This window comes from Pseudomonas tremae, assembly GCF_001401155.1.
GTDB lineage: Bacteria > Pseudomonadota > Gammaproteobacteria > Pseudomonadales > Pseudomonadaceae > Aquipseudomonas > Aquipseudomonas tremae.
In genome coordinates this window covers 66,511-80,184 of record NZ_LJRO01000074.1, presented here as the reverse complement: position 1 = coordinate 80,184, position 13,674 = coordinate 66,511, and the positions used below count along the sequence as shown (strand labels likewise).

Annotated in this window: 11 protein-coding genes and 2 pseudogenes; 3 read left to right on the top strand and 10 right to left on the bottom strand. The window is 54.8% G+C overall.

Annotated features, from left to right (window positions below):
• Positions 1-13: 13 nt before the first annotated feature.
• From hrpB to ALO43_RS05575, 5 genes and pseudogenes are all read right to left on the bottom strand, one after another.
• Positions 14-2,517: pseudogene (hrpB, locus tag ALO43_RS05595) on the bottom strand (ATP-dependent helicase HrpB).
• Between the two features lie 170 nt (positions 2,518-2,687).
• On the bottom strand, positions 2,688-3,590 hold the full coding sequence (locus ALO43_RS05590) for a pyridoxal-phosphate dependent enzyme (RefSeq protein WP_005888810.1): 903 nt from the start codon (positions 3,588-3,590) through the stop codon (positions 2,688-2,690).
• A gap of 13 nt (positions 3,591-3,603) precedes the next feature.
• Positions 3,604-4,797, bottom strand: coding sequence for an MFS transporter (locus ALO43_RS05585; protein WP_054997222.1), 1,194 nt, complete (start codon positions 4,795-4,797; stop codon positions 3,604-3,606).
• The gene (locus ALO43_RS05580; protein ID WP_005888806.1) at positions 4,794-5,588 is read right to left on the bottom strand and encodes an alanyl-tRNA editing protein; all 795 of its coding nucleotides are present in this window, start codon (positions 5,586-5,588) and stop codon (positions 4,794-4,796) included. The genes ALO43_RS05585 and ALO43_RS05580 overlap by 4 nt, the downstream gene beginning before the upstream one ends.
• The gene (locus tag ALO43_RS05575; protein WP_005888803.1) at positions 5,585-6,298 is read right to left on the bottom strand and encodes a serine O-acetyltransferase; all 714 of its coding nucleotides are present in this window, start codon (positions 6,296-6,298) and stop codon (positions 5,585-5,587) included. The genes ALO43_RS05580 and ALO43_RS05575 overlap by 4 nt, the downstream gene beginning before the upstream one ends.
• A gap of 167 nt (positions 6,299-6,465) precedes the next feature.
• On the opposite strand from ALO43_RS05575, the gene ALO43_RS05570 reads away from it, so the two are divergent.
• On the top strand, positions 6,466-7,806 hold the full coding sequence (locus tag ALO43_RS05570; protein ID WP_005888802.1) for an aminotransferase-like domain-containing protein: 1,341 nt from the start codon (positions 6,466-6,468) through the stop codon (positions 7,804-7,806).
• An 80-nt stretch (positions 7,807-7,886) separates the two neighbouring features.
• Here the strand turns inward: ALO43_RS05570 and ALO43_RS05565 are convergent.
• From ALO43_RS05565 to ALO43_RS05550, 4 genes and pseudogenes are all read right to left on the bottom strand, one after another.
• Positions 7,887-9,011: pseudogene (locus ALO43_RS05565) on the bottom strand (J domain-containing protein).
• A gap of 97 nt (positions 9,012-9,108) precedes the next feature.
• Complete coding sequence (locus tag ALO43_RS05560) at positions 9,109-9,423, bottom strand: hypothetical protein (RefSeq protein WP_024670301.1); 315 nt, start codon at positions 9,421-9,423, stop codon at positions 9,109-9,111.
• Between the two features lie 218 nt (positions 9,424-9,641).
• Positions 9,642-10,631 (bottom strand): DKNYY domain-containing protein, encoded by a 990-nt coding sequence (locus ALO43_RS05555; protein WP_054997221.1) that lies wholly within the window; start codon positions 10,629-10,631, stop codon positions 9,642-9,644.
• 123 nt (positions 10,632-10,754) lie between these two features.
• Positions 10,755-11,138, bottom strand: coding sequence for a RidA family protein (locus ALO43_RS05550; protein WP_024670303.1), 384 nt, complete (start codon positions 11,136-11,138; stop codon positions 10,755-10,757).
• A gap of 170 nt (positions 11,139-11,308) precedes the next feature.
• Between ALO43_RS05550 and ALO43_RS05545 the strand changes: the two genes are divergently transcribed.
• Both ALO43_RS05545 and ALO43_RS05540 read left to right on the top strand, forming a co-directional pair.
• Positions 11,309-12,004 (top strand): tRNA (adenine(22)-N(1))-methyltransferase, encoded by a 696-nt coding sequence (locus ALO43_RS05545; protein ID WP_005888794.1) that lies wholly within the window; start codon positions 11,309-11,311, stop codon positions 12,002-12,004.
• A 107-nt stretch (positions 12,005-12,111) separates the two neighbouring features.
• The gene (locus ALO43_RS05540; RefSeq protein ID WP_054997220.1) at positions 12,112-12,651 is read left to right on the top strand and encodes a DsbA family protein; all 540 of its coding nucleotides are present in this window, start codon (positions 12,112-12,114) and stop codon (positions 12,649-12,651) included.
• A 10-nt stretch (positions 12,652-12,661) separates the two neighbouring features.
• Here the strand turns inward: ALO43_RS05540 and ALO43_RS05535 are convergent, their stop codons facing one another.
• The gene (locus ALO43_RS05535; RefSeq protein WP_005888788.1) at positions 12,662-13,630 is read right to left on the bottom strand and encodes an alpha/beta hydrolase; all 969 of its coding nucleotides are present in this window, start codon (positions 13,628-13,630) and stop codon (positions 12,662-12,664) included.
• Positions 13,631-13,674 lie beyond the last annotated feature (44 nt).

The following is a 13,674-nucleotide window of genomic DNA, read 5'->3' as shown; positions in this document are numbered from 1 at the left end:
ATACTCCAACGTTTCACGCATATGCCAATTGATGAACGTTGCGTGATAGCTTCGGATACCGCCCTTTCAAATCCTTTTTCACATCGATATAGGTCGACCGCCAGAAGTTAGCCAGATCCTGAGTAACCTGCACGGGACGACGCGCCGGGGATAACAAATGCAGCTTCAGCACCTGCCGCCCGCTAGCGATGCGTGGCGTATCGGATAACCCAAATAACTCCTGCAGCCGCACCGAGAGAACAGGCGGCTGTTCGTTGTAGTCGATACGGATATTCGAGCCGGACGGCACCTGGATGGTCTGCGGGGCCTGCGCTTCGAGTTGTTGCGGGAGAGGCCACGGCAGGAGGTTGCGCAGGATGGATGACAGGTCGAGCTGGCCGAAATGGCTGAGTCGGGTGACTTTACCCAGATAGGGCATCAGCCAGTTTTCGAGTGTCGCCAGCAGTTGTGCGTCGCTCAGGTCGGGCCATTCGCTTGTTGCGTTTTTGTCGACATCGAGGTTGCGCAGCAGCGCGACACGCGCTTGCCACTGACGCAGTTCCGGCGTCCAGGGCAGCAGTTCCAGACCTTTGCGACGCACCAGCGCCAACAACGCATGGCTGCGGGCTGCCTCGTCGAGTCCGATCAGTGGTTCGCGGCTGATGATCAGTTCGCCAGCTTTGCGCTGTCGCTCTGCGCGAAACACGCCTTCGCGCTCGTCCCAGTCGATCTGGTCCAAGGTAATGACCTGCTCGGCCAACACGGAGTCGAACAATGCCGGATCAAACTCGGCGGCGAGGTAGATGCGTTCTTCGCGCTGGCCTTGGCGGCTGCCGAGGTCTGCGATGACCAGCCACGGCTGTTTCATCAGTGCGTCGGCCTCGGCGAACAGAGCCGCACGACCATTAGCCAACCGATATTCAGCGCCGCCAGCGCGACGTTGTTGCGCCACGCGATCCGGATAAGCCAGCGCCAGTAGAGCACCCAGCCAGCGTGGATGGTCAGGATCGCTGACCGGGCTGTTTGCTGCGCCGCGCAGGTATCCTCGATATTGCCGCGCAAGCTGCTTGGCTCTCTGCACGCCGCCTTGTGCGCCACGCGCAGCACGCTCGCTGCCCGCCAGCAAGGTCAGGCGGCTATGCAGATCCGCACCGCCGCCGCGCAGGATATCGCGCTCGCCCAATAGCGCGGCCACGTCACAGGCCAGCTCGCCCAGGCCCAACGCATGGCCGCGCAGCAGCAAGTGCGCGATGCGCGGATGGGCGGGCAGCTCGGCCATCGCCTGACCGTGGGGCATCAGGGCTGGCAGTTGTCCCGGCTGATAGCTAAGTGCCTCAAGCCGTACCAGCAGGTCCTGCGCCTGTGCATAAGCTGCGGCTGGCGGTATGTCGAGCCAGACCAGTTGCGCAGGCGTGACGCCCCAGCGCGCCAGTTGCAGCGCAAGCCCGGCGAGGTCTGCCTGAAGAATTTCCGCCGCCCCGTAGGCAGCCAGCTGATCGTGCTGCGCCTCGGACCACAGCCGATAACAAACGCCTGGCTCCAGTCGCCCTGCCCGTCCGGCCCGCTGAGTAGCGCTGGCCCGTGAGATACGCTGGTTGTCGAGGCGCGTCATACCGCTGCCCGGATCGAAACGTGGCACCCGCGCCAATCCGGCATCGATCACCACACGCACGCGTCGATGGTCAGGCTGGTTTCGGCGATATTGGTCGCCAGCACCACCTTGCGTGTCCCCTTGGGCGCGGGCTCAATGGCCGCGCGCTGCGCACTGAGGTCAAGCTCACCATGCAAAGGGCAGAGCAGAATATCGGCGCGCTCGCCCAGCGCTTCCGCCAACTGCTGGTTGACCCGACGAATCTCGACCTGCCCCGGCAGAAACACCAGCAGGCTGCCGGACTCGCTGCCCAGCGCATCCAGCACCGTCTGCACGACACGCGGCTCGATAAACTCACCCGGCTGAAAAGGACGCCCCCACTGCATCGCTACTGGAAACATCCGCCCATCACTGCGCACCACTGGCGCATCGTCCAGTAACGCCGAAAGCCGCTCGCCTTCCAGCGTTGCCGACATCAATAAGATTTTCAGCGGTTGATCATCACGAAACAGCTCGCGGCCATTGAGGCTAAGGGCCAGCGCCAGATCGGCGTCCAGGCTACGCTCGTGAAACTCATCGAAAATCAGCAGCCCTACGCCTTCAAGGGCCGGATCGTCCTGCAAACGACGCGTAAGAATCCCCTCGGTGACCACTTCAATACGCGTCTTCGGCCCCACACGGCTTTCCAGACGAATCCGATAACCCACAGTTTCGCCCACCTTCTCGCCCAGCTCACTGGCCAACCGTTCCGCCGCCGCACGCGCAGCAAGACGGCGCGGCTCCAGCATCAAAATGGTCTGCCCGGCCAGCCAGGTTTCCCCAAGCAGCGCGAGCGGCACCCGCGTGGTCTTGCCCGCACCGGGCGGGGCTTCAAGCACGGCTTCATGGCGTGTGGTCAGGGCCTGGCGCAGGGCTGGCAGCACGGTGTCGATGGGTAACTGAATCATGGGAGCTCCCAGAGAGATGCGGGGGAGTATACCGGGGTGGGAGTACAAGAGAGTGAGCAGGCTTATAGCAGGACGCAGAATCAAAAATCGGGCGAACTATTGATCGCCATGCTTACAACACGTCAATGTTTGCGGCCGGATCGAACTTTCCGGCATTATCTGTTGAACAATCAAGCAGCCGTCTGCGTTACAGATTTTTGCAAGTCGTGATACCAAAGCCCAGAATCGTAAGCAATGGTAACCAGCGTGGTATCAGCATATTCAGGAAGGCTGGCCAGATTGTGCGCGGCTGATAGGCAAGCCGCGGAGGTATTACCAACAAACGTACCGCTTTGCATATAGAAACATCGTTGCGCGGCTAACATCTCCACATGCTTAACATGACGTCGGACGTTCACCAGAGACCAGTCCAAAAAAGGCGGACAGACGCCAACCGCCATTCCTTCAAGACGATGTTCCAAAAAAACACCTCTCCTCGAATCGCAGCCAGAGGGCTCAACCAACACAGTCGAAACGTCAAAGCCAAAATCTTTCAAACCCAAGGTTATACCTGTAAAGCTTGCACCAGTACCTGCGCAACCTACAAACAGCAAACGTCTGCCAACACCAGACTCTGCCAGTTGGCATGCGAGTTCAGAAGCGGTCTGATAACGGTGGGCTTCGATCCCGACATAGTTGTTAAACTGGTCAGTGTAATAGTACGACTTTCCCATTTCTGTCTGATGCTTCAAATGGTAGGTAACGACCTCTTTTGGCGATGCACCAGCGGCCAGCATATCCTTTCCAATCAGCTTGGCGCCAAAGCATTCCAAGAGATCTCTTTTGATCTGGCTGAAACCCAGGCCCACTACCAACTCAACTGGAATGTCATGCTTGTGACAAGCAGCTATCAAACCAAATCCAAAATTACCGCCAGTCTTTTCAATCACCGTAGTAATCCCTGGGATAATCCTGCAGGTGTGCAAGGCGTGCTCTATGATGAAACTGGCCGCACGGTATTTGTGACTACCTCCGGGGTTGTTCATCTCCAACTTTGTCAAAATTCTACCACCCGTTCTGATAAGTTTGCTCACTTGTCGCCTCCTGTCATGAGCCATTTGATTCCGGCTTTCGACTCAGCAAGCTGACCGTTACCGCTAACAATGCTACGCACAGAGCAACGCATATAACGTTGGTGCCAACCCACCCCACGGTACTTAGCAAGAGTGATGGAGTAAAGGCGCCAATTGTTGCAAAAACGGCGATGGCGAGATCGTTTTTACCCTGCACTTGCATGGCGCCAGGGCTATCCTGCAAGGCATGAGCCAGCAGTGCACCGCCTCCGACGTAAGTCAGGTTCCAGCCCAAACCAAGAACGATGAGTGAAATAGTTAGTGTCTCATAACCATTTGAAACCATGTTCATGGCCGCGCAGGCAATCAACATCATCAGGCCCACGCAGATAGTAGTTTTTATTCCGAGTTTTTGGATGATAGCGCCTGTAAAAAAGGAGGGCGCGAACATGGCGATCACATGCCACTGAATCGCAAGGCGGATATCCGAAAAATCTTGATGCAGATGTTTCATGTGCATAGAAGCCTGAATCATCAGCAAGTTCATGATTCCATAGCTTATCGCCGCGACTGTCATGGCAACCATTACCGGTGGTTTCATTGAGCACGGGAGGTTTTTGGCAAGCCGGTCATTTGCATTGTAACGTGCAGGTAAAATAGGATCACTTGGCAGGAATACGGTAATAAACAAAGACAGTGCCGCCAACCCTACAAATGAAGCGTAGCATAGGGAAAATAGAGGGTAGCCACCCAGATCCCTAAGCAACCCAGTCAACGCTGGCCCGAGCAAGGCGGCAATGACTCCTCCAGCCACGACCAACGAGAGAGCTTTTGGCTTTAGTCGTTGTTCTAGATTATCGGTTGCCGCGAACCTGTTGAAGTTGGCAAATGCGATATAAACTCCAAGCGCAGAATGACTAACCACCAGCATTGGAAAATGCTGATGATCAACAGCCCAAAATCCCGTAATGCCAGATATTACCAACGGGATTGCACCAAGCATGAATGCCTTTTTACGACCGATGCGACTCATCAATCGCGAGACAGGGTATGTAGCGAGCATCAAAAATAGAAACTGGAACCCATACGGTACCGTTGAAAACCTGGCGTCAGGTGCGAGCGCTGAGCCCACAATGGCAGCCATAGTCACTGACATAACTGCCGTGGTCAGGTTGATGGATTGTGCGGCGAAATAAAGATATGTATGTTTGGGAAGATTACTTGTCATAAGGCTTGCCCATGATACGGAGATAAATCAATCACCGCACCAGGAAAATCACAAATAAGTCGCTCTTTACATTTGCCCAAGCGCTTACGACGAACGCTTAAATGCCCTATTGCTTGAGGAGAGTCCAAGTGAGTGCCACCACACGGAATCTCTATGCCTTGGTAAACCCACATCCGTGCATCCTCTAATCCTTGCACTGCATAATTCTCGATTATCTTATTGCGGACGATCAACTCATTCGCCCGACGCTCTATTTCACTGACCTCCTCAATACTGAAAGGTTTTTCCACAAGGAAATCGAACCGTGCCGAATCTTCTTTAATATGACAGCCCAGGGTCCACTGTTTAAGCTCTTTGCGCAAACTCACTGCTGCAGCATATAAAAAATGGCTAGCGGTGTGTGAAAGGGTTAATCGCGCGCGACGAAGAATATCGATTTTAACATGAGCAGTCATGCCTTCATTTATCTTATCAAGCAAATGCAAATCGTCCGGGTGAACCATATGAAGAATAATCCCACCCAACTTCCCCCCTTTAAAACCTTCTAACCGAATAGGGGTGCCGTAGAGTTTTTTGGCTCCTATAAACCGCACCAAACCACTGCGAAGTTCGATCGTACCAAAATCCGCCTCCTGACCACCGCCCTCCGGATAAGCAACGGTGCGGTCTACTTCAATAGCATCAAGTTGTACTCGGGTCACTGTGGCACGTGCAGACATCAAATACTGATCTTGATAGTAAAGCTTTCTGGTACTGCGTAACACATCTTGGTTTATGGCAGTATTTTTCATTGCGCCGTCACCACCTGCAACATTGTTTTAACCTGTACCCTAGCACCAGAGGGAATGTCTTTAGTGATAATACAACCGGGACCAATGAAAGCATCATCCCCCACCTCCACAGGCCCCAAAACACTCGCAAACGCACCGATCTGTACGCGATTTCCAATTCTAGGATGACGGGGTGTTGCAGCATTACTGCTAATACCTCGCGCGCCCAGTGTGACGCCCCCAAGAATATAGCAATCGTCACCAATGGAAGAGGTTTCACCAATGACAGTTCCATACCCGTGATCAATTATTAGTCGGGCGCCGATACGACTACGAAAGTGTATTTCGGCGCCCGAAAGCATTTTTCCTCTTCTGGAAATAACAGCAGCGAGTGACTGGTTACGGAAAATGCACAGTTGAGCAGCATTAAGATTGACCCAGCTGGCAAGCCGGTAATGCATCACTGCAGCATACGATGTGTAGGTTCTTGCGATAAAGAGTGGATCAGAACCTGCCGCAGGGTCTTTACTTGCGAACATGATTAAGTCTTCATGGGCCTGCTGGGTAACACATTCAATGAGAGGTGTCTTTTTCAGCTCATTAAACTCATCAACAGAACAGCACTCAAGTAACGCGGCGATGACGAGATTCCTTATTAGCTGAAATGATTCATGATCGGGTGTGGCAGAGAGCCTGGAAGGCCGTGCGGCCTGTGTGTCCAGATACGGCATTATCTCGATATCCAGTTTTCTGGTTTGCGGGGCTTTAGGATGTGGTTTTTAACGGCCTTTACGCCGATAGACCCATCTTGGCATTAGCTGGCGCCTTGAAGGCACACAGTCGACAAGCTTTCCAGGTAACTGTTAGGGTGTTTTTCCTATCAGTCTGCTGCCCCCCTATGAGCCTAAATTCTCTCTACGACTCGTTGAAGCAACGCCTTGAATCAGGCGAGTGGCTTGGCGGGCAACGCATGCCCTCAATCAGAAAACTGGCCGCATCCGCTGACGTCAGCTATCACGATGTGGTGTCTGCTTATGCACGTTTAGTAAGCGAAGGCGTCCTAACGGCGTCTCCCGGACGCGGCTATTTTGTAACGGGAGGTATATCGCACGAGAATCCCCCCAATGAGCCCGAATGGGTGGCCGAGGATCCCCTATTCAAGCTTTTGCAAGCCGGGCCCCACTACAACAAATTAGGATGCGGCTGGTTGCCACCGGCATGGCGAGATACAGAATTGCTAGCCAAGGCCATTCGGCGCACCGCGAGGCTGGAACAGAGCTCACTGGCCGAATACGGCGACGTTTCCGGATACCTTCCAATGCGCAAGCAACTTTGCGTGCATATAAAGCGCCTGACGCGTATCGATATCAGACCGGGGCAGGTTCTTACTACGCTGGGGGCGACGCAGGGTCTGGACCTGGTGGCAAGGCTGTTGATCAGGCCGGGGGATCATGTATTCGTGGACGAGCCGGGGAATGGAAACCTGATCAGGTTGATCCAGTTGGCAGGCGGTCACGTTGTAGGCGTGCGCCGGACTCAAGACGGTCCCGACATTGCCGAGATGGAAAGTTACTTGGCAAAGCACACTGTTAAAGCCTTCTTCTGCAATAGCACTTTTCACAACCCGACCGGCAGCAACATTAGTCCGCATAACGCTTTCAAGGTATTGCGTCTCGCCGTAGAACACGAGTTTTATGTGGTCGAAGATGACGTATACGGCGACTTCAGCCCGGTGGTTCGCCAGACGTTTGCCGAGCTGGACAACCTGGAGCGAGTGATTTATGTCGGAAGTTTTTCCAAGTGTCTTTCCGCATCGTTGCGCGTGGGCTATATCGCTTGCTCACAAGGCCTCATAGAACCCCTGACACGCCTGAAACTATTGACTTGCGTCGCCGTTCCAGCGTTTTGCGAACGGTTCGTCAATACCATTCTGGCAGACGGTACTTACGCACGGCATATGCAGAATGTGCAGCAAAGGCTCATCGGCCAACAGGTACAGACACAGCGCTCATTACTTGAACGGGGCTGGAAGTTTGATATGGCGCCGCAAGGTGGCATGTTCATATGGGCCTATCACCCGGACATCCCTGACCTGAAGCCATTCATGACGAAACTTGAGCAACACAACATCCTGCTAATGCCGGGCTCGGCGTTTTCGGTGACTCGCGATTACCAGCGTTTTGCCCGGATAAACTGCACGCATTTTTCCGATACAGTGGAAGAGCACTTTTCGGTGTGATCGGCGAAGAGCAGCGTTTAGTTATCTTGACTGCTTACGCGCGGCACCCGCCGCTCAACGGCGCCGCCTTGAGCGTGGAGTCAGACCGGAACATCTACCCATGCCCTATTACCAGCCTCATTGATACGGCCATTGTCGTAATCCTTGCGCAACTCCGGGTCGGACAAAATCTTGTACGCATTTGAAATGACTTTGAAACGCTAGGCCGCTTCGGCCTCGTTGCAGCGGTTTTTATCAGGGTGGTTCTTCAGCGCGGCATCTCTGTAAGCCTTTTTAACGGCGGATACATCTACCGACATGTCAGTGAGGCCAAGGTGCTCGTACAACGGCTTGACGGGCGGCTTGGCAGGCGCGGAATCGCCCACCCTGGCAGATGCGTCAGCAGCCGATGTGTTATTAGGCCGCGCCGTTGAAGGCCGTTCGCCGCCTGCACTGGGTTCTGCTTTCGGCAGCGGTGGCCGAGTGCTATTGGCCCGCGATCGAGCACGAGGCGGTGTTTCCGGGCGTGCCTGCTTTTGGTGGCCGTCAGGTCGGCCCGACGCAGGTCGTGGCTCTGCTTTGGGCGGCGGCGCACTGCAGGCTTGTGGGCGAGTGCCAGGACGCGCTTGCTGCTGAGCGCCGTCAGGTCTCCAGGATGGGCCGGGTGTGGATCGTCGCACGCGAGCACCGTTCGACTGGCGAATCTTGTTGAAAACCTGGTCAGTGAGGTCGCTCATCAACTTGTTCAGTTTCAAGTTGCTGGAGAAATAGGCAAGGCGCGCATTAGTGGCTTCACTGTTGTCCTTGCCAGGCTCAGACTTGGCCATTGCATCCGCCAGCTTCTTGCCCAGAGAGAACAACATCTTGCCCTTGCTGTCGCTGACGCCCAGAAAGCTCATCACGTTATGCATCGACTTGTCGCGCTCCCAGACAACGCTGGCCACGTCGAAGGCGGCTCGCGCCAGATTGAATAGGCCTCCCCCTTCGTGCGTCTCGACATTGTTCAACGGCTCCTTGCCGCTCAAGGCCTTGAGAATCATCGAGAGCCCTTTCTGCTGACGCTCGTTAAGCAGACCTTTCTGCTCCAGTAATGAGCTGGTGATCTGCAGCGCGACTTTGCCAGCGATGTGGCTCGCGACGTTTATCGCGCGCTCCATTTTCGGCTTTGTCGAATCGCTGAGCGCTGCCCGCGCCAATGAAGACGCAATGTGGGTGAGGTTGATCATAGGCTTCCCCGGGAACTGATATCGCCTTGCTGGCAAGCAACGAGATCTGGTTCCACGGTGGGATCAATATTCGCATCAGACTTTTAGGGGCGGCGACTCAGCGATTGGGCACGTGCGTTTCGATAAGCTCATCGAGCTTTTCCAGCGCTGCCCGAAACTCGTCCAGAGCAAAGCTCACAGGCTCACCGCCAGCGTTCCATCGAGTCGAAATGCCGACTTTCAGTCCATCCGAAACACTCCAGCCAAAACGCACCCAATGCACCGTGTCATCTTTTATAACCTGCTCTGTGACCAGCGTCGTGTTGTCAAAATCCATGTCCTCATTGAATACAAGCAGCGGAACAATTGTCGATGAGCCATCCGCTCCAGGGATAAAACGTCTCTTCACCAAGGCATCTTCTTCGTCATACAACAGCCAAAGCAGCGAAAGACCATATCTGGAGACATCTGCATGATTGAGGTGAACAGCTAGCCACTGTTCAATCCCGACGCCATCAATTATCAGCCATGCACATTTGTCGCGAGCGAAGGTTGCTTCATGATAGGCAGCGTCAATGCGATGAGCAGGTGGGGATTCCTTCTGTTGTCAACGCCGAAAAACGTGTGCCGTTGAAAATGAAAAGAATCGGGTCACCAACGATTATTCTCAAAATCATTCATGTCCATCGGTATCAGTTTCCTATCAAAAGGATATTGGGTACCCAGCTCATAAAACTGTGCCTTGGTGTATAGATACATTTTCTTGCTGGTCGCGAACATAAATGTGTCTAAAGATGCCATATCAGCGAACCGCTCAACGCCGTAGGTATACAGAAATATAACATCATCCCCTACCTGCCCCAGCAGACCTTGATCCCAGTTGCCGTATTCAAAAAAAACGTTTACGTCTTTATAGCTTGTACAGACAGAGAGTCCATGCCCGGGGCAGGCAACAGGGATAAATAGACGGAAATTATATAAATCAATATTTCCGACGCCCATACCCCCGATAAACTTTTCTTTTCCGCTTACGGCAACAGGGTACTTATACCATCTCTTATCATCACCAAAAGGGAAGATTACCGAAAAGTCATTTGGCTTTGCCCCTTTTAACTTTCGTCCACGGTAGTAAACAGAAGAATCGTCCTTTGCATAATAGGCTAACTGATCAAGCTGCCAATCAGTAAGCCCCTTTAGACTGCCCTCCATCGACTGAAAAGCAGGCGAGTTATGAGCCACCAGATGAAGCTCACGCGCCTCGATCGAGTTGATCTGACCTTGCTTCGAGAACAGGCATGAAAACGACAAATTACTAATCGCTCCTGAGGCATCACCGGCCCCAGTAATGCAGGGCTTTTCTTTATAACGCACCTGACTCATCCAATAGACATCGTCGTCAAGAACCACATAATTAGTAGAGATAGCGCGCATACCTGAAGAGCACTTCCGCGTTTTATTTTTGGTGTCATCAATGCTACCGTCGCCATCGAAGCGGCCGATAACAACCTCATTGCAAACGACATTTATATGGTCACTACCCATATCACCGGGCAAGGCCTCATAGACGGCTTTGCCTATGAAACCTGATACGACTACCCCAACGGCGATCACCAACAGCCTGCGGCCCGACCTCACATACATCTCCTTATGTTTACTGTTACTAAACGCTGACAGTCGCGCTAAGCCTCATCAGTTCTGAACAATATTCGCTGAAATGTGTACCAGCGCATTGGCACGAGAGTCACTAATCAGAAACGACGGGCATCAGCCAGCCCTGGCCGCCATCGCTGTCACTTCCACACGCATTCCATCCACTGCCAGCGCAGCCACACCCACCGCTGCCCGAACAGGCCACGGTTTTTTGAAGAAGCGTTTGTACACTTCATTGAATGCCGCGCGATCTGCCATGTCGGTCAGGTAGATGGTCAGATGCATGACTCGATCCATCGAACTGCCCGCGCGCTCCAATGCGTCTTTCAAGGCGCGAAGCGTGCATTCGCTTTGTTCGCTGATGTCGCCCAATTCCAGGCTGCCGTCGGGTCGAGTCGGGATCTGGGTGCTGACCAGCAGGCCGTTGAAATCGGCAACATCAGAGGAAATGGAGTCCGCATCCGGGTCGGGAGTGAAGGTAATGTCTGCGTTTGCCATGAGGTCTCTGCTCTGCCAAGTACGTAAAACGGCAAGCCTACGCGAGCGACAGGGGCGGGTCGAGTCGTGGGCTTTTTCGTGGAAAGTTGAAATGCGCAGCGTTGCCCGACAGAATCGCGGCCCCGATCCAGCCAACAGTGTCGGATGTTTCCGGTTAAAAGGTGTGGCGATTGAAAGAACAGACATTGTCCATGCGCCTTGAGCGCGTTGCCTTGCATGTGCCGAAAGGCGCGCGGCTGGCTGATATCGGCTCGGATCACGGCTACCTGCCGGTGGCACTGTTGAACCGTGGGGTCATCGCGGCGGCGGTAGCAGGCGAAGTAGCGTTGACGCCGTTTTGCGCTGCCGAGCGCACGGTGCGCGAGAACGATCTGGATCAACAGATCAGCGTACGTCTGGCTGATGGCCTGGCGGCGATCGAGGCGGCAGACGGGATCACTGCAGTCAGCCTCTGTGGCATGGGCGGCGAGACGATTCGCGACATCCTCGAAAGCGGCAAGGCGCGCCTGAGCGGTCAGGAGCGCCTGATCCTGCAACCCAACGGTGGTGAACAGCCGCTGCGCCGTTGGCTGATGGAGAATGGCTACCGCATCGTCGGCGAGGAGGTGCTGCGGGAAAACCGTTTCGATTACGAAATCATCGTCGCCGAATGCACTGGCTCAGTGAAGTACACCGCAAAAGAGCTGTATTTCGGCCCTCTGCAGATGCAGGCGCGCAGCCCCGCATTCTTGCTCAAATGGCAACGGTTGTTGGGTGAAAAACAGAAGACACTGAGCAGCTTTGCCAAAGCACAGAGGGCAGTACCCGAAGAAAAAATGCAGGAGGTTGCGCAGCAGATAAGGTGGATAACCGAGTTGCTGGCCTGAAAATCGAACTCCCCGCCTGAGCAGCTCTCAAAAGCGCAGGGTCGACAGACCGCGTAAATCAGTCTCCACGCGCCTCTTGCGCAATCATCGACAGGAGAAACACAAGCATGCAGTCAGACTCACTTTCCTGGGGCCACGGGCCTCGCCTGTTCGAAGTATTCCTTGAGCCAACCTGCCCTTTTTCGGTGAAGGCCTTCTTCAAGCTCGACGAGCTGCTGGCGCAAGCCGGGGAAGACAGGGTCACTGTCAAAATTCGCCTGCAATCTCAGCCTTGGCACATATTTTCCGGGGTCATCGTGCGCTGCATTCTGGCGGCAGCAACTCTGGAAGACGGCAAGGAAAGCGCCAAGGCGGTGATGACCGCGGTTGCCTCGCATCGCGAAGAGTTCGAGTTTGAACACCATGCTGGCGGGCCAAACCTCGATGCCACGCCCAATGACATCATTGCGCGAATCGAACGTTACAGCGGCTTGGCGCTGGCCGAAGCGTTTGCCAATCCCGAGCTTGAACAGGCTGTGAAGTGGCACACCAAATATGCACGACAGAACGGCATTCACGTCTCGCCGACGTTCATGATCGACGGCCTCGTGCAGCCCGGTTTGAGCAGCGGCGACCCGGTATCGAAGTGGGTCTCGGAGATAGCCTGAGGCAAAGGGCTCAGGCCAGCGCCGCAGTCCGCTCGTTTATCCATTCATGAGTGCGCGCAAGAACCTTGCGCGCCAATGCGGTCGGAAAGTGGATAAACCCATGCGGACACTCAGGCAAAAGATGCATTTCAACGTTCGCCGAGTCTGACCAGCGCTCAGCCATTTGCAGCGTGTCGTCCAGTAGAGGGTCAATCTCCCCGACAAACATCAATGCGCGCGGAAGGTCGGTCAGGTCGCCATAGAGTGGCGATAACGGCGGGGCGCGGCGTTCTTCGTCGCTGATATCGGGGGTGAGCGAGCGCATTGCGCTGACCATTCCCGGGCCGTCCAGCACCAGCGTATCGGGGCCTGCAGTGCGCACGCTCGGTGTTCCGGTCAGGTCGTAGACGCCGTAATACAGCACCGTACCGATGACGCGCTCGAGCAAGTCGGGCCTGGCTTTCAGCCTGAGCAAAGTGGCGGCAGCCAAGTGCCCGCCCGCTGATTCGCCGACGACGATGACGGGCAGCCCGGCAAACTCTTCACAGTCGCCCAACAGCCAGCAAGCAGCAGAGAAACAATCGTCCAGCAGGCCTTCAACGGGGGTTGATAACGCGAGACGATAATCAACCGAGACAACAGCTACATCGCACGCATTGACCATGCCGACATTCAGATCGTCATTCATCTGCGCGTTGCCGATCACCCAGCCGCCCCCATGAATATCCAGCACTACGGCCTTGGGCGTGCCCCGCGGCTTGATAATTCGCACCGGCACCGGAACGTTATTGGTGCTGACCACTCTTTTTTCGATTCGCAGGCCATGCCTTGAAGGTTTGAGGGCGCCGCCAACCTGACTCACACGCAACAATGTCTGGATCACCAAAGGCGTGACGCGGTTGCGGATTCGAAAGCGTGGCAGACGTGCGAGGGTTTTGTTGAACCGACGCACTTCCACCAACTCTTGCTCGCTGAATGGCCAAAGCTGTTTGATGTCCACGTTTCACTCTCTAGTCAGGCTGAGGTGGCGAGAACCAGCACGAT